The 23271-nt window shown below is 64.6% G+C and carries 22 protein-coding genes; 3 read left to right on the forward strand and 19 right to left on the reverse strand.

Annotated features, from left to right (window positions below; all coding sequences use genetic code 11):
* The first annotated feature begins 11 nt into the window (after positions 1-11).
* Positions 12-1235 carry a bifunctional alpha/beta hydrolase/OsmC family protein gene (locus tag UNPA324_RS13900; RefSeq protein WP_128916992.1) on the forward strand — a complete coding sequence of 408 codons (1224 nt, stop codon included), beginning with the start codon at positions 12-14 and terminating at the stop codon, positions 1233-1235.
* A gap of 222 nt (positions 1236-1457) precedes the next feature.
* Here UNPA324_RS13900 and pdxR read toward each other — a convergent pair whose 3' ends face one another.
* A complete protein-coding gene (gene pdxR, locus UNPA324_RS13905) occupies positions 1458-2888 on the reverse strand; it encodes a MocR-like pyridoxine biosynthesis transcription factor PdxR (RefSeq protein ID WP_181769391.1) in 1431 nt (476 codons plus the stop codon).
* A 100-nt stretch (positions 2889-2988) separates the two neighbouring features.
* On the opposite strand from pdxR, the gene UNPA324_RS13910 reads away from it, so the two are divergent.
* Complete coding sequence (locus UNPA324_RS13910) at positions 2989-3903, forward strand: DMT family transporter (protein WP_141934915.1); 915 nt, start codon at positions 2989-2991, stop codon at positions 3901-3903.
* Here UNPA324_RS13910 and UNPA324_RS13915 read toward each other — a convergent pair.
* The 16 genes from UNPA324_RS13915 to UNPA324_RS13995 form a co-directional block, all read right to left on the reverse strand.
* Positions 3882-4937 carry a YeeE/YedE family protein gene (locus tag UNPA324_RS13915; RefSeq protein ID WP_128916990.1) on the reverse strand — a complete coding sequence of 352 codons (1056 nt, stop codon included), beginning with the start codon at positions 4935-4937 and terminating at the stop codon, positions 3882-3884. The two genes, UNPA324_RS13910 and UNPA324_RS13915, sit on opposite strands and share 22 nt — an antisense overlap.
* Positions 4938-5050: 113 nt before the next feature.
* Positions 5051-6055 carry a quinone oxidoreductase family protein gene (locus UNPA324_RS13925; RefSeq protein ID WP_128916988.1) on the reverse strand — a complete coding sequence of 335 codons (1005 nt, stop codon included), beginning with the start codon at positions 6053-6055 and terminating at the stop codon, positions 5051-5053.
* 180 nt (positions 6056-6235) lie between these two features.
* The gene (paaK, locus tag UNPA324_RS13930; RefSeq protein ID WP_141934916.1) at positions 6236-7564 is read right to left on the reverse strand and encodes a phenylacetate--CoA ligase PaaK; all 1329 of its coding nucleotides are present in this window, start codon (positions 7562-7564) and stop codon (positions 6236-6238) included.
* Positions 7565-7611: 47 nt separating this feature from the next.
* Positions 7612-8061 (reverse strand): hydroxyphenylacetyl-CoA thioesterase PaaI, encoded by a 450-nt coding sequence (gene paaI, locus UNPA324_RS13935; protein ID WP_181769392.1) that lies wholly within the window; start codon positions 8059-8061, stop codon positions 7612-7614.
* Positions 8062-8162: 101 nt separating this feature from the next.
* Complete coding sequence (paaE, locus tag UNPA324_RS13940) at positions 8163-9245, reverse strand: 1,2-phenylacetyl-CoA epoxidase subunit PaaE (protein ID WP_128916985.1); 1083 nt, start codon at positions 9243-9245, stop codon at positions 8163-8165.
* A gap of 136 nt (positions 9246-9381) precedes the next feature.
* Positions 9382-9885: a 1,2-phenylacetyl-CoA epoxidase subunit PaaD gene (gene paaD, locus UNPA324_RS13945; RefSeq protein ID WP_128916984.1), complete on the reverse strand. Its 504-nt coding sequence runs from the start codon at positions 9883-9885 to the stop codon at positions 9382-9384.
* On the reverse strand, positions 9879-10655 hold the full coding sequence (paaC, locus tag UNPA324_RS13950) for a 1,2-phenylacetyl-CoA epoxidase subunit PaaC (protein ID WP_164935920.1): 777 nt from the start codon (positions 10653-10655) through the stop codon (positions 9879-9881). Before paaC ends, paaD begins: the two co-directional genes overlap by 7 nt.
* Positions 10655-10942, reverse strand: a complete 288-nt coding sequence (gene paaB, locus UNPA324_RS13955) for a 1,2-phenylacetyl-CoA epoxidase subunit PaaB (RefSeq protein WP_128916982.1) — start codon at positions 10940-10942, stop codon at positions 10655-10657. Before paaB ends, paaC begins: the two co-directional genes overlap by 1 nt.
* Positions 10943-10952: 10 nt before the next feature.
* Positions 10953-11945, reverse strand: a complete 993-nt coding sequence (gene paaA / locus UNPA324_RS13960) for a 1,2-phenylacetyl-CoA epoxidase subunit PaaA (RefSeq protein ID WP_164935919.1) — start codon at positions 11943-11945, stop codon at positions 10953-10955.
* Positions 11946-12021: 76 nt separating this feature from the next.
* Positions 12022-12888, reverse strand: coding sequence for a phenylacetic acid degradation operon negative regulatory protein PaaX (paaX, locus tag UNPA324_RS13965; protein ID WP_141934918.1), 867 nt, complete (start codon positions 12886-12888; stop codon positions 12022-12024).
* Positions 12889-12983: 95 nt separating this feature from the next.
* The gene (locus UNPA324_RS13970) at positions 12984-13754 is read right to left on the reverse strand and encodes an esterase/lipase family protein (protein WP_128916979.1); all 771 of its coding nucleotides are present in this window, start codon (positions 13752-13754) and stop codon (positions 12984-12986) included.
* A 189-nt stretch (positions 13755-13943) separates the two neighbouring features.
* A complete protein-coding gene (locus tag UNPA324_RS13975) occupies positions 13944-15227 on the reverse strand; it encodes a DUF445 domain-containing protein (protein WP_141934919.1) in 1284 nt (427 codons plus the stop codon).
* A 232-nt stretch (positions 15228-15459) separates the two neighbouring features.
* Entirely contained in the window at positions 15460-15915 is a 456-nt protein-coding gene (locus UNPA324_RS13980; RefSeq protein ID WP_128916977.1) for a phasin, read from the reverse strand.
* Positions 15916-16125: 210 nt separating this feature from the next.
* Positions 16126-16719: a GNAT family N-acetyltransferase gene (locus tag UNPA324_RS13985; protein WP_164935918.1), complete on the reverse strand. Its 594-nt coding sequence runs from the start codon at positions 16717-16719 to the stop codon at positions 16126-16128.
* Entirely contained in the window at positions 16716-17798 is a 1083-nt protein-coding gene (locus UNPA324_RS13990; RefSeq protein WP_128916975.1) for a PHA/PHB synthase family protein, read from the reverse strand. Before UNPA324_RS13990 ends, UNPA324_RS13985 begins: the two co-directional genes overlap by 4 nt.
* Positions 17795-18178 (reverse strand): hypothetical protein, encoded by a 384-nt coding sequence (locus tag UNPA324_RS13995; protein WP_128916974.1) that lies wholly within the window; start codon positions 18176-18178, stop codon positions 17795-17797. Before UNPA324_RS13995 ends, UNPA324_RS13990 begins: the two co-directional genes overlap by 4 nt.
* Before the next feature lie 160 nt (positions 18179-18338).
* Between UNPA324_RS13995 and UNPA324_RS14000 the strand changes: the two genes are divergently transcribed.
* A complete protein-coding gene (locus UNPA324_RS14000; RefSeq protein ID WP_141934921.1) occupies positions 18339-19253 on the forward strand; it encodes an alpha/beta fold hydrolase in 915 nt (304 codons plus the stop codon).
* Here UNPA324_RS14000 and UNPA324_RS14005 read toward each other — a convergent pair.
* The gene (locus tag UNPA324_RS14005; RefSeq protein WP_128916972.1) at positions 19250-19924 is read right to left on the reverse strand and encodes a spermidine synthase; all 675 of its coding nucleotides are present in this window, start codon (positions 19922-19924) and stop codon (positions 19250-19252) included. The genes UNPA324_RS14000 and UNPA324_RS14005 overlap by 4 nt on opposite strands.
* A gap of 45 nt (positions 19925-19969) precedes the next feature.
* The gene (locus UNPA324_RS14010; RefSeq protein WP_141934922.1) at positions 19970-23206 is read right to left on the reverse strand and encodes a bifunctional cytochrome P450/NADPH--P450 reductase; all 3237 of its coding nucleotides are present in this window, start codon (positions 23204-23206) and stop codon (positions 19970-19972) included.
* Positions 23207-23271: the final 65 nt, after the last annotated feature.

Here is a 23271-nt window from a genome sequence, read left to right on the forward strand (position 1 = left end):
AGGGGAAGCCCATGCCGACGGAACGCTTTCAATTCACGGGCGAAGGCGGCCATCAGTTGGCGGCCGCGCTGGAGTTGCCAGACGGCGAGCCCGCGGCCTACGCGCTGTTCGCACACTGCTTCACCTGCGGCAAGGATACGCTGGCGGCCAAGCGCATCGCGGTCGCGCTCGCCGCCAAGGGCATCGCGGTGCTGCGCTTCGACTTCACCGGGCTCGGCTCGAGCGAGGGCGATTTTGCCAATTCGACGTTTTCCTCCAACGTCGCCGATCTCGTGCGCGCCGCCGATCATCTGCGCAGCGTCCGCAGGGCGCCGTCGATCCTGATTGGGCATAGCCTCGGCGGCGCCGCAATCCTTGCGGCCGCCGGGAAGATCCCGGAAGCCAGGGCGGTTGCGACCATCGCGGCCCCCTCCGACCCGGCGCACGTGACCGGCCTCTTTAGGGAGCATCTCGACGACATCCGCGCGCAGGGCGAGGTCGAGGTCTCGCTTGCGGGACGCCCGTTCCGGATCAAGCGCGAATTTCTCGAGGACATCGCCGAGCACGAGCTGATGAGGGATATCACCGGCCTGCACAAAGCGCTGCTGGTGATGCACTCACCGGTCGACGACACCGTCGGGATCGACAACGCCACCAAGATCTTCGTTGCCGCCAGGCACCCCAAGAGCTTCGTCTCGCTCGATCACGCCGATCATCTGCTGAGCAAGCCCGCCGACGCGCTCTACGCGGCCGACGTGATCGCGGCCTGGGCGAACCGCTACATCGACGCGGCGCAGCCTGCGAAGGCGATGGACCTCCCCGAGGCGCCGCGTCAGGTCGTGGTGCAGGAGACCCGCAAGAGCAAGTTCAACCAGATCATCACCGTCGGCCCGCATCGGCTTGTGGCGGACGAGCCGATCGCTGCCGGCGGCGAAGATGCAGGCCCCGGGCCCTACGATTTCCTGCTTGCCGGCTTGGGCGCCTGCACCTCTATGACCATGCGCCTCTATGCCGACCGCAAGTCGCTGCCGCTCGACCGCGTCACCGTCAGGCTGAAGCACTCCAAGATCTACGCCAAGGACTGTGCAGAGTGCGACACGCGCGAGGGCATGCTCGACCAGATCGAACGCGACATCACGATCGACGGCGTGCTCGATGCCGAGCAGCGCAAGAAGCTGATGGAGATCGCGGACAAGTGTCCGGTGCACCGGACGCTGACGTCGGAGATCCGCATCGTGACGAAGGCCACGGATTAGCGCGCGATCGCTAGAAGCACGATGGGATGAGGCTTTATCGCGGCAACGACGGAAGTGCACTCCCTCTCCCGCTTGCGGGAGAGGGCTGGGGAGAGGGTGTATCCTCAGTGGGACAGTGCCCAAGAGGAGAAAGCCCTCTCCCGGCGCTTCGCGCCGACCTCTCCCGCAAGCGGGAGAGGTGAACGACCCGCGACAATCGATTCAACGTAAAGCCATGCTGCTTTAGAAGCACGATGCCATCGTCCGCAATGCCGCATTGATTTCGCTCTCTCGCCAAGCCGCAAAGCCGAGCAGCAAGCCATGGTCACGCGGCCGGCCCAGCGACAGGCTGGACAATGCCCGCGCTTCAACGCCGGCGTCGATCAGCCGCTTGACCGCCGCCTGATCGGCGCGCCCGTGCTTGAGGCGAGCCACAAGCTGGATGCCGCCGGAGGGCACTTCGACCGAGAGCACCTCGCCCAGATGGCGCTGAAGTCCCTCGACGAGGTGATCGCGGCGCGCGTGATAGAGTCGGCGCATCCTGCGCAGATGCGCGAGGAAATGGCCGTCGACAATGAACTCGGCGAGCGCCTCCTGAATGTGGCTGGCGGCGATCAGGCCGATGTGCCGCTGCGCAATCTCCAAGGTGCCGGCCAGCGCCGGCGGCGCAACGAGATAACCGAGCCGGATATCCGACGTCATCGCCTTCGAAAACGTTCCGACATAGAACACGCGACCATGGGCATCGAGCCCCTGCAAGGCCGGCACCGGCCGGCTGTCATAGTGAAATTCGCCATCGTAGTCGTCTTCGACGATCCATGCCTTGTCGGGCCTGCTCGGCCCAAGGAACTCGGTGCGGCGGGAAAGCGACATCAGCCGTCCGGTTGGATGCTGGTGCGAGGGAGTCATGAAGATCAGCGTCGGAGGCGGCAGCCCCGGCATTCGCTGCATGCCTTGTCCATCGAGACCGATGCCGGTCACGCGCGCGCCGGACGCCCGGAAGGCAGCCGTGGCGCCGGGGTAACCGGGGTTCTCGACCCAGACCTCGTCACCGGGCGTGATGAGCGCCGCCGCAATCAAGGTCAGGACGGCCTGCGCGCTCGGCAAGATCAGGATCTGCTCCGCCGTGGCGCGGACGCCCCTGCTGGTCGCCAGATAATGCGCCAGCGCCTCGCGCAGGCGCGTTCGGTTCACCAGTCCGAGATCACGTTTGGCCGCACGCACGATGCTGCGGCGCAGGCAGCGGGCCCAAACATCGTTTGGAAATTCCCGGAAATCTCCATGCCCCGGACGCAGCGGTTTTAGCGGCGCCTGATAGGACATCGGCCAGTCGGTCTGCTTGAGCCTCGAAGCCCAGGGCGAGAGCCGCGGATTGCGAGGACCCAGGCGCGACGTGACAACGCGCGGACCTTGGACCCGTTCGCTGCCGTCAAACGTGACCACCGGACGGCGACCGTGCGACGCTTCGAGGTATCCTTCGGCGGCAAGCTGCTCGAACGCATAAGTGACGGTGTTGCGCGAAACGCCGAGATCGCTTGCAAGCCGTCGGCTCGACGGCAATGCGCGGCCTTTGCCGAGACGTCCGGTCGCGATCAGGCTTCGAAGCTGGCCTGTCAGTTGCACCACAAGCCTTTCGCCGTCGACCCGCCTCAGATCGATCAGGGCAGAGATCATACTTTCCGAGACTGGCACCTTATTCCTTTCCGATCTGGTACTTTTTCAGGAGCCAGACGAAATGCTATCCACCGGACTGGACTGCTTCAAGGACCTTGCGATGAACTCCCTGTCCCCCCGCGCCGCCATCGGCCTGTTCCTCATCGTCGTGCTGGCCTGGGGCGTGAACTGGTCGGTCACGAAGCAGCTCGTCCAGGTCCTTCCGCCATTGTGGACCTCAGCGATCCGCAGCTGGATCGCGCTGGCTGGATTGTTCGTGATCCTCGGACTGACTAAGAACCTGGTGATCCCGGAGCGGCGCGACATTCCTGTCGTCCTGAGCGTGGCGCTGCTGCACATGACGCTGTTCTCGGTCCTGGTGGCGGCCGGTGTGCGCTTCCTGCCCGCGAGCAAGGCCATCGTGCTCGGCTACACCACGCCGCTCTGGGTTGCGATCGCCGCGCCGCTGCTCGGCAAGGATATGCTGACCGCGCCGAAGCTCGCCGGCGCCCTGCTCGGATTGGTCGGGCTCGTCGTGATCCTGAACCCGACATCGATCGACTGGGCGAATGTCAACGTCCTGGCCGGCGCCGGCATGGTGATCCTCGCCGCGATCTGCTGGGCCGCGAACATCATCTACATCCGCGCGCACCGCTGGATCGCATCGCCCCTCCAACTCCTGATCTGGCAGGTGCTCGTCGCGACGATCGTGCTGACGGGGTCAGCATTGGTCACGGATGGCCTGCCGCATGCGGAATGGTCGTGGAGACTCGTCTTGTTGTTTCTATATTCCGGCTTGATCGGGACAGCGCTGGCCTATTGGGCGATGTCGATGGTCAACAAGAGCATCTCGGCGCTGACGACGGCGCTCGGCACCACGGGAACGCCGCTCGTCGGCATTGCCAGCGCCGCGATCCTGCTCGGTGAGCCCATCGACGTGAGTCTCGCTCTCGCGGCCGGGCTGATCGTCAGCGGCATCGGCCTTGCGACGCTAGGCGACCGGTTCCTGCGAAGTCAGGCCACAGCGAGCGGCTGAACCCGGAGCACGCCGCGCAGGCCTGCCGTGGTTCCGAGCATGATGCCTGCGAGCGCGACGAACGAGCCCAGTGCGAGCGTCGACACGCCGGTGAGCCCTTGCCCGATCGAACAGCCGAATGCCATCACGCCGCCAATGCCCATCAGCGCGGCGCCGCTCCCCGAGCGCAGCATGTGGCTTGGCGAGGAATAGCCTTCGAGCTTGAAGCGGCCCGTGGCAAGCGCGGTGACCAGGCTGCCGGAGAAGACGCCGGCGACCGTCGCAATGCCGAAGTTCAGCGTCAGGCCGGTCGAGAGCATGGCGTATTGCAGGCTATCGGCGATCGGCGCGATGAAGGTAAGCGAGGTCACCGGGATGGGATTGAAGTCGTCGGCACCGAGATAGCCGGTGACGTACCAGCCGCCGGCGACGAGCAGGCCCACGATGATGCCCGCGACGATCTGACCGGGCGAGCGGCGGAACGCCGGATGCGTGAAGGCGAACAGGATCAACGCGACGACCATCACGGCAGCGGCCAGCGCGTGCGAAACCGCTTCCGTCAGACCGAGCATCGCTAGCAGGGACGGCAGCGAATTCACGCTGACCGTGGTTTGCGAGACCTGAACCAGCGCGATGCGCGCCGGCGCGATCAGGCCCTTGAGTGTCATCTGGGCGGCGATGGCGAGCACGATCACAACGACGAACGAGCGGAGATTGCCGCGGCCGAGCAGCACCAGCGCGCGTGAGCCGCAGCCGTTCGACAGCACCATGCCGTAACCGAACAGCAGGCCGCCGAGGAATAGAACCGGCGCCGAGAACGATTGTTGCAGGTAGATCGTCTTGCCGAGATCGACCATGCCATTGCCGGCGAGGAATTGGCTCGCGGCGATCGCCACCGCGATTGCCAGCGCATAGGTCCGCACCAGCCGTCCATCTCCCTCGGCCAGCCAGCCGCGCATGCTGCTCATCAGGCAGAAGCCGCTGAGCAAACCCACGGCGCCGTAAACGAGACCGATGCCGAGGCCGGCGAGGATGACGAGTTGGGAGGATTCCATCGATTATTCTCAGACCTCTCGCCATTCTCGGTCATTGCGAGCGCAGCGAAGCAATCCAGACTGCCACTGCGGAAAGCCGCTGGATTGCTTCGCTGCGCTCGCAATGACGAACTTCATGGCCGCAGAATTATCCTATCCCGCGATGAGCCGGCGACGGCGACATAGGCCTCCCTGGCACGCTCAAGCGGATAGACGGCATTCGCCTTGATCGGAAACGGTTTCAGCTGGCCGCTCGCAAAGCCCGCACCCAGGTCGCGCAGCACCGCGCCAGTTGCGACTGAGGACAGGCCGAGCGTGTCAATGCCGACATAGGTGTGCTGGCCACGATAAAATTCGAGGATGTTGAACTGCACGATACGGTCGATCGCGGCAATCAGGATCTGGCGACCGCGCAAGGCGAGCGACTTGTGCGCTGCCTGGAAATAGGGATCGCCCACCGTGTTGAAGACAATGTCGGCGCCCTTGCCGCCACTTAATGCGCGCACGCGCGCTGCGACGTCCGTCGCGGAGGCATCGATCACCTCGATCGGTGCGTTGCTGTGGCCTTCGTAAGGTTCGGCCCTGCGCACCACACCGATGACATTCGCGCCCTGCCATGTCGCGATCTGCACCGCGGCCTGGCCGACCTTGCCGTTGACGCCGAACACCAGCACGGTCTCACCGCTCTTCGGCACGCCGGCGCGGCGAAAGCCTTCCATCGCGGTGACGAAGGGCACACCGATGCCGGCTGCCTCCTCCCATGACACCTTCTTCGGCTTTTCCACCACGGCATCGGCCTCGACGACGAAATGGCTGGCATGGGTGCCGTCGCGGCGGATGCCGAGATCGCCGGAGGAGCCAAACACCTCGCGGCCGACGGTGCCGGCTGGCCCGTCGATGACAATGCCGGAATAGTCGCGGCCCGGCGTGCGCGGGAACACGGCATAGGGCATCAGCCCGGTTGCGGCCTTCACATCGGAGGGATTTACGGCGGCGGCCTTCACCTCGATCAGGAGATCGTTCGAACCGCGCGTTAGCACGTGACGCTCGACCACCGGCGCAAGCGCGGCGGCGTTTTCGGCCTTGGCCTTGAGGCGCACGCAGCGCGCTTCGACCGATTTGGCATCAACTGGCGACATGAAAAGACCCGCGATTTCTCGCGGGCCTTGTCGCCTTTGGGACCGGTCGAGTCAACCGCCTCTCCTCATCCTGAGGAGCCTGCGAAGCAGGCGTCTCGAAGGATGAAGGCCCGCAGCGCGAGCCGGGCCTGCATGATTCGAGACGGCGCTAACGCGCCTCCTCACCATGAGGGGGGAGACTTAGTCTTTGGGCCGCTTGTCGTAGAGCCGCTTGGCCTTGCCGAGCGAGCGCTCCAGCGTGGCGGGCGCGACCACCCTCACCTTGGAGCTAATCCCAATCGTGTTCTTGATATGGGTCGAGATCCGGTCGGCGTGGTCGATGAGGCCCCGGCCGTCCCAGCTTTCGGGCCGCGCCTCGGCGATGATGGTCAATTCGTCCATGCGGCCTTCGCGGGTCAGTTCCAGGATGAAGTGCCCGCCGCACCAATCGGTCGCGAGTAGCACCTCCTCGATCTGGGTCGGGAACAGATTGACCCCGCGCAGGATGATCATGTCGTCCGAGCGACCGGTCACTTTCTCCATGCGACGCATGCCGGGGCGTGCCGTGCCGGGAAGAAGCCGCGTCAGGTCGCGGGTGCGATAGCGGATCACCGGGAACGCTTCCTTGGTCAGCGAGGTGAAGACCAGTTCGCCCTTCTCCCCATCCGGCAGCACCGCACCGGTCTCGGGGTCGATCACCTCGGGGTAGAAATGATCCTCCCAGATGTGAAGGCCGTCCTTGGTCTCGATGCATTCCTGCGCGACGCCGGGGCCGATCACCTCGGACAGGCCATAGATGTCGGTCGCGTCCATGTCGAAGGCGTCCTCGATCTCGCCGCGCATGGCGTTGGTCCAGGGCTCGGCGCCGAAGACGCCGACCTTGAGCGAGCACAGGCGCGGATCGAGCCTCTGGCGCTTGAACTCGTCGAGGATCGCCAGCATGTAGCTCGGCGTCACCGTGATGATGTCGGGCCGGAAATCGTTGATGAGCTGAACCTGCCGCTCGGTCATGCCGCCGGAGATCGGCACCACGGTACAGCCGAGTTTTTCCGCGCCATAGTGCACGCCGAGCCCACCGGTGAAGAGACCGTAGCCATAGGCATTGTGGATGATCATGCCGGTGCGGCCGCCGGCGGCACGGATCGATCGCGCCATCACCTCGGACCAGGTGTCGATATCGGCTTGCGTATACCCAACGACGATCGGCTTGCCCGTCGTGCCGGAGGAGGCGTGCACGCGCACCAGCTTCTCGCGCGGCACGGCGAACATGTTGAAGGGATAATTGTCGCGCAAATCGGTCTTCACGGTGAACGGAAACTTCGCGAGATCGGGCAGATCGCGAAAGTCGGACGGATGCACGCCGGCCGCGTCGAAAGCCTTGCGATAATGTGCGACGTTGTCATAGGCGTGCTTCAGCGACCAGGCCAGCCGCCGCTTCTGCAGCGCCATGATCTCGTCGCGCGAGGCACGCTCATGCGCATCCATCTCGGGGCTATAGCCGCCGCCTTGCTTGAGCCTCGTCAGGTTCATCTTCGTTTCCCCACATCATCGGTTTTCTTTTCATTGTGTTATTGATTTTACGGTTCTTCGGTCGGCAGCCACGTGCCGGGGATGACCCGTGAATGTCCGCGGAATTCCGCAATTGTTGCGTCGCCGACGGTGACGCGCACGTCATAGATGCCGGAGCGCCCCGCGCGCGTGATCTCGCGCGCCTTCGCAACGAGGCGATCTCCGAGCTTGCCCGGCTTGATGAAGGTGATCTGTCCCTGCGCCGCAACGACGCGATCATTGTGCGAGTTGCAGGCGAACGCGAAGGCGGAATCGGCGAGCGTGAAGATGAAGCCGCCATGAGCGATGCGCTGGCCGTTGACCATGTCCGGCCGCACCGTCATTGCGAGCGTCGCGAAGCCCGGGCCGATCTCGACGATCTCCATGCCGAGCCCCTTGGAGGCATCGTCGTCCGCCCACATCGCGTCAGCGCAGGCACGGGCAACATTCTCAGGCGACAAAGCGGCTTTGAGGTTCACGCGCCTCTCCCGGTCAAATGCTTGCACATGATGTTCTGCTGGTTGGCCAAGACTGTCAAATAATGCGACGCATTTGCATCGCCGGCGTCTGATGCGCCTGCTCAGACATGGTCATAATCGACCACGACGCGCTCCGACGACGGCTTGGCCTGGCAGGTCAGGATGAAGCCCGCCTTCAGCTCCCACGGCTCCAGCGAATAGTTGATATCCATCGGCGCCTCGCCCTCGACCAGCTTGGCGCGGCAGGTCGAGCACATGCCGCCCTTGCAGGCAAAGGGTAGATCGACGCCGGCGCGCAGCGCGGCATCGAGGATCGCCTCGTCCTCGGCCACCGGCACGTCGCGGCGCTTGCCGTCGATGATCAGCGAGGCGATCGCTTTCGGCGGCGCATCGGGCGCAAACACTTTCTTCGGCCGCGGCTTGCCGCCGAATTCGGAGACGAAGCGCTCGACGTGGATGCGGTCTTGCACGATGCCGAGCTCGCGGCAGGTTGCCTCGATGTCCTCGCTCATGCCAAGCGGCCCGCAAATATAGAGATGATCGACGCTGGCCGCGGGCACCAGCGAGCGCAGCAGCACCCTCGCTTTGTCGCCGTCGAGCCGGCCATGCAGGATCGGGATGTCCTGCTCCTCGCCGGAGATGACGTGGAAGATCGAGAGACGATCGATGAAGCGGTCCTTCAGCTCCTCGAGCGCTTCGAGGAACATGATGTTGTCGGTGGTGCGGTTGCCGTAGAACAGGAAGAAGCGGCTGTCCGGCTCGCGCGCAAGCACGGCCTTGATGATCGACAGGATCGGGGTGATGCCGGAGCCTGCGGCGAAGCCGACATGAACGCGCGCCCGGTCTGCCGGCGGGACCACGCCGAAGCGCCCGGTCGGCGTCATCACGTCGAGCTCGTCGCCGCATTTGAGCTCTTCGGCTGCCCAGCTCGAAAACGCGCCGCCGTCGACCTTCTTCACGGCGATGCGGATCTCGCCATCGTCGGGGCCGGAGCAGATCGAATAAGAGCGGCGCACCTCCTCTCCGTCCAGCGTGGTGCGGAGCGTGAGATACTGGCCGGGCGTGAAGGCGTAATCGCGCGCGAGCTCGCCGGGAATGGCGAAGGTCATCGAGACGGCGTCGGATGCCTCGCGGCGGAGGTCGCGGACGGCCAGGCGATGGAAGCGTGGTGCGGCTGCTGACATCAGAGATATCCTACATTGGTCTCTCCGCCGTCATTGCGAGGACCCCTTGCGACGAAGCAATCCAGAGTGTCACCACAGAAGCAGACTGGATTGCTTCGCTGCGCTCGCAATGACGATGGGGTTGGCATTGTGTGCCTCAATGACACTTGAAATAGTCAAAAGGTTCGCGGCACGATCTGCAGCGCCACAGCGCCTTGCAGGAGGTCGAGCCGAATTCGGAGAGCAGCTCGGTGTTTTCCGAGCCGCATTGCGGGCAGGCCACGGCCTGCGCGCCGAACAGCGCGCGGCGCGAGCTCGCGGCCTGCGGCGGCGCGATGCCATAGGCGCGCAGCTTTTGGCGCCCCTCCTCGCTCATCCAGTCGGTGGTCCAGGCCGGCGACAGCACGGTTCGCACCGTCGGATGATGGAAACCAGCGCGCTCCAGCGCGATCTCGATTTCGAGCGCGATCATATTCATGGCCGGACAGCCCGAATAGGTCGGGGTGATCGCAACCTCGACATGGTCGCCGTCGACGACGACATCGCGGAGCACGCCGAGATCGGCGATGGTCAAGACGGGTATCTCCGGATCGACCACGCTCGCCGCGGCGTCCCAGGCGCGCCGGCGCAGCTCGCTGTCGCGCTCCAGCACGCTCACCATGTCAACCCCGGAAAGGTGCGCTGTATCGATTGCAGCTCGGACAGGAGATGGCCGAGATGCTCGCTGTGGCGGCCCGCGCGGCCGCCCTGCTGCATCCAGTCGTTCTGCGGCAGGACCAGGGTGGCTTCGCTGACGACATCGGTAATCGTCTGCAGCCAGCGGCCGCGTAACGGACCGGGATCGACGGCGATGCCGGCATGGATCAGACCACGCGCGCCGTCATCGACGGCAAACATCTCGCCAGTGAAGGCCCAGAGGTGATCGATCGCGGCTTGCGCGCGGGCATGGCTCTCATCAGTGCCGTCGCCGAGCCGGATGAGCCACTCCGAGGCGTGGCGCAGATGATAGGCGCTCTCCTTCTCCGACTTGGCGGCGATCGCGGCCAGCGTCGTGTCGCGCGAGGTCATCATCGCGCGCCAGTAGAGGTCGGCAAAGGCGGAATAGAAAAACTGCCGCACCAAGGTCTGGGCGAAGTCGCCGTTGGGCTGCTCGACCAGCAGCAGGTTTCGGTACTGCCTGACATCACGCAAGTAAGCGAGCTTGTCCTCGTCGTTGTCCCCGCCTTCCGCCTTGGCCGCGTAGCTGTAGAGCTCGCGCGCCTGGCCGATCAGGTCGAGCGCGATGTTGGAGAGCGCCATATCCTCTTCCAGCATCGGCGCGTGCCCGCACCATTCCGACAGCCGATGGCCGAGGATCAGCGCATCGTCGGCGCGGCGCAGCGCGTACAGCACCAGAGGCGTTTCGGAGACCTCGATGTTGGCGGTCGCCATCACATATGCCCCACTTCCTCGGGCACCTCGTAAAACGTCGGATGCCGGTAGATCTTCGATTCCGCCGGCTCGAACATCATGGCCTTCTCAGCGGGATCGCTCGCGGTGATCGCGCTGGACGGCACGACCCAGATCGACAGGCCTTCGCCGCGGCGGGTGTAGATGTCGCGGGCGGCCTGCACCGCCATCGTGGCGTCGCTCGCATGCAGCGATCCCACATGCTTGTGCGCGAGCCCGTTGCGGCTGCGAATGAAGACTTCCCACAGCGGCGTGTTCGGCGTGGCCATCTCGATCTCCCTATTCGGCGGCTTGCGCGGTCTGACGCTGCGTGCGCTTCGCGGCATAGGCTGCGGCCGCCTCGCGCACCCAGGCGCCGTCTTCATGCGCCTTGCGGCGCGCCGCCATGCGGTCGCGATTGCAAGGGCCGTTGCCGGCGAGCACCTGCTTGAATTCGGCCCAGTCGATCTCGCTGTAGCGCCAGTGTCCCTCGGCGTCCTGAATCATGCCGGGATCGGGAATGGTGAGACCGAGATATTGCGCCTGCGGCACGGTGGCATCGACGAACTTCTGGCGCAGCTCGTCATTGGAGAAGCGCTTGATCTTCCATCGGGTCGAGGTGTCGCTGTGCTGGCTCGTGGCATCGGGCGGGCCGAACATCATCAGCACCGGCCACCACCATCTATTCAGCGCATCCTGCGCCATCGCCTTCTGCTCGTCCGAGCCGCGGCACAGCGTCAGCATGATCTCGTAGCCCTGGCGCTGGTGGAAGGACTCCTCCTTGCAGACCCGGATCATCGCGCGCGCATAGGGACCGTAGGAGCAGCGGCACAGCGGGATCTGGTTCATGATCGCGGCGCCGTCGACCAGCCAGCCGATGGTGCCGATATCGGCCCAGGTCAGCGTCGGATAATTGAAGATCGAGGAATACTTGGCCTTCCCTGCGAGCATCGCGTCGACCAGCTCCTCGCGCGAGGCGCCGAGCGTCTCGGCGGCGGCGTAGAGATAGAGGCCGTGGCCGCACTCGTCCTGCACCTTGGCGAGCAGCGCGGCCTTGCGGCGCAGCGTCGGTGCGCGCGTGATCCAATTGCCTTCCGGCAGCATGCCCACGATCTCGGAATGGGCGTGCTGGGAGATCTGGCGGGTGAGCGTCTTGCGATAGGCCGCCGGCATCCAGTCGTTCGGCTCGATGCGCTCCTCGGCGTCGATGCGGGCCTGGAATTGCGCAGCCTTGGCTGCGTCTTCCAGACCGCGGTCGTCGGTCTCGGCCGTGTTGAGCGCCTGGGTATACATGCGCATCCTCCCGATGAATTGAGAGGCAATATATAACAAGAATTAGCTCATGCAAGATATTTCTGTAACATAAAGATCAGGCCTCGAACCTTCGTTCCAGGAGTTTTCGCGCCGGCGGCAATGGCCCCTTTTCGTTGGTTCCATGACCACCGAGCCATTGCTCGGATGGAGCGAGCAGCGCGCGATAGATCTCACCGCAAAGCTCGCGGGCCGCCCTGCCCGGCCAGTCCGCCGGCAATAAGCTTTCGGGCAGCAAGGGATCGCGCAGCACGACACGGCGATAATAGTGGATCAGCAGGATGCGCGCGGTGAAGGCGTCGGCCTCAGACAAAGCCGTGCCGCGCGCGATCGCGGCGCGCAGCGGCTCGAACGTTTTCATGAATTTCAGATAAGCGTCCGCGGTGCGATTCAGCGGCCAGCTCGCACTGAGCAGACGACGCCCGCTGTCATCCTCCGCCGAGACCTCGAGACGGATGGCGCCCGCGGCTTCTTCCGGCACCGGCACGCCCGACGGCGCAACCCAAACCCCCGGCAACGGACTGCCGAAGCCGGCGTTGCGAAGCGCTTCGCGCGAGACGTCACGATCCTCGCCGTTGCCGATCAGGAGCAGCTCGAAGCGTCCGGTCCAGTCAGACGGCGGCGGATCGTAGATGTGGCGCGTGGCAGCTTCAAAGGTCTGGCGTCCCTTATCGGCAAGCCGATAGAAACTGTTGCGACCGACCTTCTCCCGGGTAAGCCAACCATCTGCCGCAAGCCGCGACATCGCGGTGCGGACGACCCCATTGTCGATGTCCAGACTCTCGAAGAATTCCAGCAGTGTGCCGAGCCACACCACGCCGCCGCGCGGCACGATGGCATCGCCGAACACGGTGATGACGATGGAGCCAGTGCGCGACGGTTCGCGCTTGAGCTGGTCGATGATGCGAGAGAGCGGATGCGCCATGCGCGAGGCATAGCGCGTTTGGTGCGGGCGCGACAATGGACGGGAGCGACGCCGCTACTTCTCCTTCTCCCCGCTTGCGGGGAGAGGCGAAGAAACTACCGATGCGGATCGGGATAAGCCAGGCTGCGCCAGCCGCTGCGATCGAACGGACGCCACTGGCCTTCCTTCTGTGCGAGGCGGTCGGCCACCGCGTAGACCACGGCGGGATGATGGCCCATGCCGCAATGGCTGCTCTCGACCTCGATGCTCTCGGTCTGCGCTCCCGTCTTCTCCATGCAGCCCTGCCAGGCGCAGACGCCGTCGGTGCGGCTGAAGATGGCGGTGGTCGGCACCGGCGGCGGGACGGCGAGCTCGCCGCCGAACTGCGGATCGACCTCGTCAGACTTCCGACCGCTCGCCCATTCATAGACGCGCCAGGCGTTGGTGGAGCGTGGATTGCCGGCGAAGGGGCTGCCGAGCGTAATCACCTGGCGCACGTGCTCGGGCATCATCTTGGCGAGCTGCCGTGCATAGAGGCCACCTAGGCTCCAGCCCACAAGACTGATCTTGCGGCCGTGGGTCTCGTTGAGCTCCTGGACCAGATCGACCATCGCGTGCTGCACGCCGTCGCGCAGGCCGTAATTGCGGCCCTGGCGCCAGCCGCTCACCGCGTAGCCCTTGCTGGTCAGAAACCCGCGCAGCGCGCGCGTCGACGCATCGGACGCCACCAGGCCCGGCAGGACCAAAACCGGATGCCCGTCGCCACGCGGCGCGAGGCTCAGCAGCGGCAGCGCGCCGAGGAATGCGCCGAACTCGTGGATCGCGCGCCCTTCCAGAAACATCAGAGTTCTGGACGGCGGGCGCAGCGTCTGGGCAGTAGCGGTCATCAATGTTTCCCCTGGGAAGACGCCGGCCGCGATGGCCGGCAAATGGGCATGAATTCCAATACGCCGGCTTCTTGATCGTTCCGCAGCGCAACATGAATCAGCTAGGCGGCCGGTTCCCGACATTCAAGCGGGAGAGATGCGGGGCGACAATAGGCCCGCGCGTTAATGCTAACGGCCGTGACGCAAAAGTCACAGCCATCGAAGCAGGAATTCTACGGAGTAGAGCGCGAGCCCGGCGAGGCCGCCGATCAGCGAGCCGTTGAAGCGGATGTATTGCAGGTCGCGCCCGATGTTGATTTCGATCAGCGAAATCAGCTGCGCCATATCCCACGCCTTGACCTGATCGGAGATGAAGATCGAAACGCCGCTCTTCTGGTCGGCGACGAAGCTGCGCAGCACCGTCACCAGGCCCTTGTTGATCTCGCCGCGCAGCTCGGCATCGCCCGCGAGCGCTTCGCCTGCCGCGACGAACATGCCGGCGAGATGATGCTGCAGCACCTGAGTTTCGCCTGAGGCGCTGCGCTCGATGAAGGAGCGCGTGTTGGCCCAGACGGTACGGGCGAGATCCGCGAGCTCGGGCCGCGCCAGCAGGTCACGCTTCAAGCCGTCGATGCGGTCGATATAGGCCTGATCGGTGCCGAGCCGGTCGACGAAGCTCAGCACCATGCGGTCGAACTCGCCGCGGAACGGATGCTTGGCATCGCTGCGCACCTCGTTGAAGAACGCGGTCGCCGATGCCACGATCTTGTTCACCAGAAACTTGTCTGCGCGATAGAGCCGGAGCAGGGTCGGCAACTCCGCGCGTACTTTCTCGCGGATCATCCCCATCGTCTCTTTCTGGGTCAGCGTCTCGTGCATCACGCGCAGGAGATCGTCGAACAGGATCTGGTGGCGTCCCTCCGCCACGAAGCCGCGCAGCGTGCCGGCGGCAAGCGGCGCAAGATCGATCGCCTGGACCTGCGATGACATGCGGCGGATGATGAAGGTCATCAGGCCCGAGCTCTCCGTCGCCGAGACGGCCTCGGGCAACAGCCGCAGCGCGAAGCGCGCAAGATCATCGCTGCGCTTGCGGTCGCGCAGCCAGTCGGCCACGAAGGAGCCGAAATCGATCTCGTTCAACTTGGCCTCGACGGGACCTGCCTCGAGGAAATGCACCTGGATGAATTCGCCGAGCTTGTCGGCAATGCGGGCCTGATTGCTCTGGATGATCGCGGTATGCGGGATCGGCAGGCCCAGCGGCCGCTTGAACAGTGCGACCACGGCATACCAGTCGGCGAGGCCGCCGATGGTCGCGGCTTCCGCGAAGGCGGCGATGAAGCCAAAGACGGGATGCACCGGCAGGAGCCATTTTGCGACGATGAAGAGCGCAAGCGTCGACGCCAGCACCAGCGTCGCCAGCGCCTTGACGCGGCGCAGTTCGGCCGCGCGGTCGGCATCGCCGGGGGTGTCGAAGAAGGTGGCGGGTGCGTTCATTGTAGATACTTAGCGCGTCGATCTTCCCGTGTCCCGGACGCGGTGCTGCGCGAAGCGATGCGCCGCAGAGCCGGGACCCAGCGTGGGCCCCGGATCAACAGTGCACCACGCCACCTGGACGACGCTTCGCATCGCCAGGCGGCGCGCTGCACTGCATCCGGGGAACGCAAACCAAAAACAAAAGGCCCGCCGAAGCGGGCCTCAAATTCCAGTTTCTGCGCAGGGCGCCGGATCAGGCGGTCTTGTTGTAGACCTTGGCAAAATTGTCCTGAGCGGACTTCGCACCATTAGCAGCGAGCTTGCCGAAATAGTCGGCGGTCGCCTTGGCACGCGAGACGAACACTTCGCCACGCGAACGGAGCAGGCCCGACTGGATCTCGACGGCCTCGCTGAACGACTTGGCGGACGCCAGCTTGTCGATGCTCGAGAAGAACGCCTCGGCGTCCTCGTAGATCGCCTGCTGGATGTTGCGGCTGATCTTGCCGGCCTCGGCAACGGATTCGGTCACCGCGTTCTCGACGGCGGCGGTCACGCGCTCCGAGCCTGCGAAAGCCTCGGCAGCACGGTCCTTGGCGGTGTTGGCGGTCTTCTTGACGAACTCGCGGGCGGCCTCGGGAACTTCCAGATTCTGGATGTTCTTGAAAGCGTCCTTGAAGCCCTCGAAAGCGGTGTTGGTTTCAGCGGTCATGGGGTTCTCTCCATCCTCATTGGTCTGAGCTATGGGCTCACCCCGTCCGCATTGGCCCGGGGCATGACTTATATGGCACAGTTAATTGTGCGATGCAATATACATATTGCAGCGCGATATCACGAAATCGTGAACGACCTAATAGGGGCATCCTGATGCCTCCCTGGCCACTTGGCCTCCGACGGCGCGAGCCGCCTTCTGGGGCGGCCTCTAGTGCTGCACCGCGCCCGGCAGCCCGTAGGCTTCCATCTGGGCCTGGACCTGCGCGATGTTGTGACCGAGCACCACGATGTCGTGGGTCTTGCCGTCGACGTCCCGGACGTGGTCCCGCAGCAAGGCTTCGGCCTTGAAGCCGAGGCTCTCGAACACGGTGATCGCCGCCTGCTGGTCGACTGTCATCTGAACCGAGAGCTTTTCCAGGCCCGCCCCGAGCGCGAGCGCAAAGGTCTCCTGCGACAGCGCCCGCCCCACCCCCTTCCCGCGCACATCGAGCGAGACCACCATGCGGATCTCGCCGACATGGGGCGACCAGGAATGGGGATCGCGCACCAGCGTGCCGCAGCCGACGACCTTGCCGTCCTTGACCGCGAGCAGGCTCGTGATCGCGCCGCGCTCGATCTCCTTGATCCAGGCCGACAGCACCTTCGGCTCGCTGATATTGCGAGGCAGGAACAGCAAATCGTGGGTCGGCAGGCCCTTGCCGAAGGCGAGCACTGCGGCCTCGTCCGAAGGTGCCATCAGGCGAATCTCGATATCGCCGGCGTCCGTCTTGACGTGACGCGGATAAGAACGCTGCTCGCTCATGTCGATCTCTTTCCCAGCCAGGAATCCAGTTTCGGCCATAGCCGCTTCACGGCGTTGGCGCCCGCGACCAACGAGACGTGACCGCCCTTCAGCATCACCTCTTCCTTGTCCGCAGATCCAATCTTCGCGATCAGGTGCTTGGCGGCCTCATACGGCACGATGTGGTCGTGCTCGGCGACCGCATGCAGGATCGGCACCTTGATGTCTTCGAGCTTCGCCGCACGGCCGCCGACCGACATGGTGTCGTTGAACAGCTTGTTGTCCCACATCAGGTCCTTGGTAATGGTGCGGAAATATTCGCCCGCGAGCGGCAGCGTGTCGGTCGCCCAGCGGTCGAACATGCGATACGACTTGACGAACTCGTCGTTCCAGATGTTCTCCCAAAGCTGGATCTGGCTCACCGTGCGCGAGGCCGGGCGCAGCATCTCGAACGAGGACAGGATCATTTCCGGCGGCACGTTGCCGACGCTGTCGACGAGATGGTCGACGTCGAAATAGCGACGGTCGGAAAAGTTCGAGAACAGCTTCATCTCGCGGAAGTCGATCGGGGTGGTGAAGCAGATCAGGTTCTTCATCGGCCCGTCCTTGTGGATCGAGCCGTAGAGCAGCGACAGCACGCCGCCGAAACAGTAGCCGATGACGGAGACGTCCTGCTCGCCGGAATCGGCTTGCACGCGGCGGACGCAATCCGGGATGAAGTCGAGGACATAGTCCTCCATCCGCAGGCTCTTTTCCTCGGGCCGCGGCGCGCTCCAGTCGAGCATGTAGACGTCATAACCGCGCTTGAGCAGGAACTCGATGAAGCTCTGCCCGGGGACGAGGTCGAGGATGTAGCCGCGGTTGGTGGTCGCCATCACGATCAGCACCGGCACGCGGTAGATCTCGTCCGACATCGGCCGGTAGTGATAGAGGTTCATGGTGCCGCGCGAATGCAGCACGTCCTTCGGCGTCGAGCCGAGCGAAGGTCCCGAGGTCGAGAAATACTCGACACCCTTGATGCTGCGCTGGATCGCGCGCTGCACCTCGGACTGGATGCGTTCCGGGATGGACGCGAAATCAAGTCCCGCCGGCGCATTCATGTCGGCTCTCCGTTCTCGGAGGGCGGACGCTTGGTGCGCGGCGGCCGCGGCGCGCTATCGAAGCCTTGCGTGATGCCGGAACTCGCCGCCATCTGGCTCAACATCGACTTCATCTCGCCGATCTGAGCCTCGATCGACTGCAGCCGCTCCGCAAGACCGGTGACCTGCTCCCGGCTCGGCAGGTTCATCGTGACGAGGTATTTCTCCATGAGCTCGCCGAGCTGCTTCTGAGCACCTGCAGCAGCACCGCCCGCACGGTTCATCGCCTGTGAAAATTCTGGCGACGACATGGCTTGATTGGCGAAAGAGTTGAACCCCTTCTCCATCTCGCCGACCATCTTCTGCCACATGGCGACGGGGTCGTTGATCTTGTCGGTCATCGGCGTCCTCCTGAAATCGAGAGCTTCGATGCCCTTTCTTTTCCGCCATACGACACCGTTGCGGGGGAGTGGTCAACCGGGAAGCAGAGGCCCGGTGTCGCGCACAGCTTCTTTGTTGCGGCAAACCGTGCGATACAGCATCGATCAGCAGGAGGGACCCGTGACCACCCATCAGCCGCCCCAGACCGTCCGCGCCAACGGCATCGACATCTGCTACGAGATTTTTGGCAACGACAATGCCGAACCGCTGTTGCTGATCATGGGGCTCGGAGCGCAGATGATCCACTGGGACGATGCGTTCTGCGAGCAGCTCGCCGCGCGCGGTTTCCGCGTGATCCGCTTCGACAACCGCGATATCGGCAAATCCAGCCATCTCATCGGCGGCAAGCGCCTGACGCCGCTCGAGCTGCTGAAGCTGCGCTTCCTCAGGATTCCCGTCGCCGCGACCTACAGACTGATCGACATGGCGAAGGACACGGTCGGGCTGATGGATGCGCTCGGCATCAAATCGGCGCATCTGGTCGGGGCGTCCATGGGCGGCATGATCGCGCAGGAGGCGGCGCTGTCGTTTCCGCACCGGGTCCGCTCGTTGACATCGATCATGTCGACGACAGGCAATCCGCGCATACCGCCGCCGTCGCGCGAGGCTGCCGCGATGCTGATGGCGCCGCCACCGCGCAGCAAGGAGGAATTCATGGTCCGCTACGGCCAGACCTGGAAGGTCCTCCGCGCCGGACATTTTCCGGAGGAGGAAGCGCTCGACCCTGAGCGTGCCGAGCGCGTGTTCGCGCGCGGACTCAATCCGGCCGGCGTCGGCCGACAGCTCCGCGCCGTGCTGGCGTCCGGCAGCCGCAAGGAAAGGCTGCACGCCGTGAAGACACCGACACTGGTCATTCACGGCACCGCCGATCCGCTGGTGCGGCCGGAGGGCGGCAAGGACACGGCGGCGTCAATCCCGAACGCAAAATTGTTGATGATCGAAGGCATGGGGCACGCCCTACCGATGCGCTTCTGGCCCGAGATCATCGGCGCCATCGACAAGCACGCGCATGGCGCGGCTGCACAGGCCGCCTAAGCCTTCCGCGCGATCCAGATCACGTGGCGCGCGCCACCGCCTCGCCCGGTGGCGCGGACATTGACTTCATTCACGTCGAAGCCGGCGGTACGGAGACGCCTGGTGAAGGCGGGGTTGGGTCCCGACGACCAGACCGCGAGCACGCCGGCCGGCCGCAGCGCCGCCTTCGCCGCCGAGAGCCCGCTCGCACTGTAGAGCGCATCATTGCACTTGCGGGTCAGCCCTTCCGGCCCGTTGTCGACGTCGAGGAGAATGGCGTCGAAGGCCGACCGCTGCGCGCGGATGATTTCACCGACGTCGATCTCCCGGACGTTCACCCTGGCATCGTCGAGGCTGTCGCCGAAGACCTCAGCCATCGGACCTTTCGCCCAGGCCACCACCGCCGGTACCAGTTCGGACACCACGATCTTCGCCTTGGGCCCAAGCACAGTGAGCGCCGCACGCAGCGTAAAGCCCATGCCGAGGCCGCCGATCAGGACGACGGGCTTGGCAACCTTCTCGATTTGCTTCGCCGCGAGCGTCGCCAGCGCGGCCTCCGAGCCGGACAAGCGATTGTTCATCAGCTCGTTGGTGCCGAGCTTGATGGAAAACTCCTTACCCCGCCGCATCAGGCGGAGCTCCTCGTCGGAGCCGGGGATTTTTGCGGTGTCGAGCTTTTCCCAGGGAATCATCCCTGACGTTTAGCACGAATAATTCGTAGCCCGGGTGATCCTCGCCTACCCTCCCGCCCAGACGTCGAGCACATAGCGGTTCCTCGTCCCCATCTCGTCGATCCACCGCGCACTGGCGGTCGCGTCGCTGCCGCTCTTCTCGCGATGGATCGCAACGAGGGCCGCCTTCACGTCGGGCTCCATCTTGCCGCCGTCGCCGCAGACATAGATGATCGCGCCCTGCTCGATCAGCGGCCAGACCTTGTCCTTCTGCGCGGCAAGCACGTGCTGCACATAGGTCTTCGGTCCGTCGGCGCGAGAGAACGCGGTGAACAGCTCGGTGATGCCGCTTGCGGCAAGCGCCTGCAGCTCCTCCGCATAGAGAAAATCCTGATCGGGATGGCGGCAGCCGAAGAACAGCATCGATGGCCCGAGCGCGGCGCCCTTCGCCTTGCGCGCGGCGCGCTCCTGGAGGAAGCCGCGGAACGGCGCAAGGCCGGTGCCCGGGCCGATCATGATGATCGGCACCGCCGGATCGTCGGGAAGTCGGAACCCGGCCTTGGTCTCGCGCACGGTCGCGTAGATCGCGTCGCCCGCCCGACGATTGGCGAGATAGTTCGAGCAGATGCCCCTGTAGACCCCGCGGCCGGAAGCAGCCGGCCCCTCGACCACGCCGACCGTGACGCTGCAGCGCGACGGATCGACCGACGGCGAGGACGAGATCGAGTAATAGCGCGGCGCCAGCAGCGAGAGCATCTCCAGATAGACATGGAACGGCAGCTCGCAGGCGGGATATTCGAGCAGCAGGTCGAACACCGATTTGCGTTTGGCAAGGATCTCGGCGCGATAACGCTCGAGCGGCTCCGTCTCCTCGCCGACGAAGGCCAGCAGCTTCGGCTTGGTGACAGGGCATCGCGTGTGCTCCGCCATGATCTGGATCTGCTTGCGCGTCGCGACCTGCTGCAGCTCGACGAACTCGCTGAGCAGGCGGCCAACCGACACCGCATCGCCTACCGGCAATTGCGCGCGGCGTCCCTCGGCAACCTGCAGCCTGATCTGGTCGGCTGGCAGGAAACCGAAACGGCGGGCCACCGAATCCACCAGCGTCGGATCGTTGCGCGGAACGACACTGAGGTGATCGCCGACGCGGTAGCTGACGTTGGACGGCAGCTGCACCTCGATATGACGCGTCGAGCGCTCCGACGGATTGGGCCCAGCCTTGTTTTGAAGCTCGTCGTTGGCGAACACCTTCATCGCCACCGCCCCGCCCTGGGCCACGATGGTATTGACCGCGGTCACCGCCACCGGCTCGATCGCATAGAGCGGATCGTCCTCCGCGGTCCGCGTAAAATTCCAGTCGATGCCGAATTCCTTGGTCGCGACCTGGGCGGCTGCTGGAAACCATTTCTGGAACTGGCCGTCGAGATCGCTGCGCGCATCGCCTTCGCCGCGCGGATAGACCCCGCGCGCGCCATGCTTCGACAATTGCTCGTCGATCAGGCGCGGCACCGATTGATAGGTCGCGGCCCAGTCGCTGTTGCCGCAACCGAACACGGCATAACGCACACCGGCAAAGGCATCCTTCGGCAAGTCGCCGCCAAGCCATTTGACGAACTGCGTCGCGTTGTCGGGCGGCGCGCCGTTGTAGGAGGCGCAGATGATCAGCACGCCGCCCTCCTGCGGCAGCTTGCCGACGTAATCGTCGAGCGGTCCGAGATGCACGGCAAAGCCGTTGATCTCGGCAAGGTCCGCCATGCGCGTCGCGAGCTCCTCGGCGGTGCCGAGATTGGAGCCGTAAAGCACCAGCATCGGCGTGTTGTGACCGGGCCGCGTGGTGGGCTTGCGCTGCGCCTTTGGCGCTGAGGGTGCAGCCGCAACGGGCCCGCCATAAACACCGCGCTCGCGATCGGCGCGCGGGCGCACCTTGATCTTGAAGCCTTCCGGCTTGATGGTCAGCGTCTCCTTCAGGTGCATCTGGTAGCGCTGATGATCGATCAGCTTGAAGCGCTGCAGGATCATGCCGAGGGCGAGCGCGGCCTCGTGCATCGCAAAGCCGCGTCCGATGCAGGCGCGCTGGCCATTGCCGAACGGCTTCCAGGCATTGATCGGCCGCTTCGCCTCCGCCTCACGGCTGAAATTCTCGGGATCGAAGGCATCGGGATTCGGTCCCCAGACGGAGGGATCGCGATGCAGTGCGGTCACCAGGATCGTGGTGAACGTGCCTTTCCGAAGCTTGTACTTGCCGCCGCCGATGGTCTCGTCGTTCAGCGGCGAGATGCCGTAGGCCGGCGCGGGCGGCCACAGCCGCAGCGCTTCTTTCAGTATCTGCGTGATGTAGGTGAGCTGCGTCACCTGCTGATAGGTGGGCTTCGCATCGACATCGGGTCCGAAGACGCGATCGACCTCGTCATAGGCCTTCCTGAGGATCTCCGGATGCTTGAGCATCGCATAAAGCGTGTAGGACAAAAGGCCGCTGGTGGTCTCGTGGCCCGCGATCAGGAACGTGTTGATCTGGTAGCGGATGTTGACGTCGTCGAGCTGCTCGCCGGTCGCGCGATCGACGCCGGTCATCATCGCGGCCAGCATGTCCTTGTTGTCGTCGATCCCCTCCGCGCTCTTGCGTCGCTCGGCGATGATCTCGTCGACCATCTTGTTCATGAAGGCGACGTCCTCAGCGAGCGTCTTGCGGCGCTTCTGCATCCAGAGCTGCTCGAACGGCAGGCCGCGGGTCATCATGATGGTTTCGAGCGAGCGCACCAGCGACTCGACGAAGGGATGGTAGTCGCGCCGGTAGAACGAATTGAAGCGATAGTCGAAGCCGCATAGGCCGATCGTGTCCAGCGTCAGCGCGGTCATGTCGTGAACGACGTCGATCTCGTCGTCGGCGTTGAGCCGCTCCCATTTCTGGACGAGCTGCTCGGCGATATCGACCATGCTTGCGTGATAGGACTGCATGGCGCGGTTGCCGAACGGCTGCAGCAGGATGTTGTGCGCCTTGCTCCAGTTCGGTTCTTTGGTATCGGCCGTGAACAGGCCATCGCCCCCGACCGCACGCACGCGCCGCAGCGCGCCGCGCACCGTCTTGTCGAAGCGCTTCTCGTCGGAGAGCTCGTCGACGAGATCATGTCCGGAGACGACCACGATCGGCGAGCCCATCATGTCGAGCCAGAAGATCGGGCCGAGCTCCTTGGCGAGCCGTGTCAGGTGCTGCACGGGGGCGACCGAATCCAGCGACAACATGTTGCCGACCACCGGCTTGGTCGGCGGATGCGGGATCGGGTCCAGACGGTTCTTGGATGACATCGAAATGTAGTCCCCCTGCTTCAATGTCGTCATTGCGAGCGAAGCGAAGCAATCCAGAAATATAT

Source organism: Bradyrhizobium sp. UNPA324 (genome assembly GCF_006658635.1).
Taxonomy (GTDB): domain Bacteria; phylum Pseudomonadota; class Alphaproteobacteria; order Rhizobiales; family Xanthobacteraceae; genus Bradyrhizobium; species Bradyrhizobium nanningense.

Bases quoted from the DNA above. Each gene is read 5' to 3' on its own strand.
- UNPA324_RS13900 (WP_128916992.1), top strand. From the start codon at position 12: ATGCCGACGGAACGCTTTCAATTCACGGGCGAAGGCGGCCATCAGTTG.
- pdxR (WP_181769391.1), bottom strand. From the start codon at position 2,888: ATGATCTCTGCCCTGATCGATCTGAGGCGGGTCGACGGCGAAAGGCTT.
- UNPA324_RS13910 (WP_141934915.1), top strand. From the start codon at position 2,989: ATGAACTCCCTGTCCCCCCGCGCCGCCATCGGCCTGTTCCTCATCGTC.
- UNPA324_RS13915 (WP_128916990.1), bottom strand. From the start codon at position 4,937: ATGGAATCCTCCCAACTCGTCATCCTCGCCGGCCTCGGCATCGGTCTC.
- UNPA324_RS13925 (WP_128916988.1), bottom strand. From the start codon at position 6,055: ATGTCGCCAGTTGATGCCAAATCGGTCGAAGCGCGCTGCGTGCGCCTC.
- paaK (WP_141934916.1), bottom strand. From the start codon at position 7,564: ATGAACCTGACGAGGCTCAAGCAAGGCGGCGGCTATAGCCCCGAGATG.
- paaE (WP_128916985.1), bottom strand. From the start codon at position 9,245: ATGTCAGCAGCCGCACCACGCTTCCATCGCCTGGCCGTCCGCGACCTC.
- paaD (WP_128916984.1), bottom strand. From the start codon at position 9,885: ATGGTGAGCGTGCTGGAGCGCGACAGCGAGCTGCGCCGGCGCGCCTGG.
- paaC (WP_164935920.1), bottom strand. From the start codon at position 10,655: ATGGCGACCGCCAACATCGAGGTCTCCGAAACGCCTCTGGTGCTGTAC.
- paaB (WP_128916982.1), bottom strand. From the start codon at position 10,942: ATGGCCACGCCGAACACGCCGCTGTGGGAAGTCTTCATTCGCAGCCGC.
- paaA (WP_164935919.1), bottom strand. From the start codon at position 11,945: ATGTATACCCAGGCGCTCAACACGGCCGAGACCGACGACCGCGGTCTG.
- paaX (WP_141934918.1), bottom strand. From the start codon at position 12,888: ATGGCGCATCCGCTCTCTCGCATCATCGACCAGCTCAAGCGCGAACCG.
- UNPA324_RS13970 (WP_128916979.1), bottom strand. From the start codon at position 13,754: ATGACCGCTACTGCCCAGACGCTGCGCCCGCCGTCCAGAACTCTGATG.
- UNPA324_RS13975 (WP_141934919.1), bottom strand. From the start codon at position 15,227: ATGAACGCACCCGCCACCTTCTTCGACACCCCCGGCGATGCCGACCGC.
- UNPA324_RS13980 (WP_128916977.1), bottom strand. From the start codon at position 15,915: ATGACCGCTGAAACCAACACCGCTTTCGAGGGCTTCAAGGACGCTTTC.
- UNPA324_RS13985 (WP_164935918.1), bottom strand. From the start codon at position 16,719: ATGAGCGAGCAGCGTTCTTATCCGCGTCACGTCAAGACGGACGCCGGC.
- UNPA324_RS13990 (WP_128916975.1), bottom strand. From the start codon at position 17,798: ATGAATGCGCCGGCGGGACTTGATTTCGCGTCCATCCCGGAACGCATC.
- UNPA324_RS13995 (WP_128916974.1), bottom strand. From the start codon at position 18,178: ATGACCGACAAGATCAACGACCCCGTCGCCATGTGGCAGAAGATGGTC.
- UNPA324_RS14005 (WP_128916972.1), bottom strand. From the start codon at position 19,924: ATGATTCCCTGGGAAAAGCTCGACACCGCAAAAATCCCCGGCTCCGAC.
- UNPA324_RS14010 (WP_141934922.1), bottom strand. From the start codon at position 23,206: ATGTCATCCAAGAACCGTCTGGACCCGATCCCGCATCCGCCGACCAAG.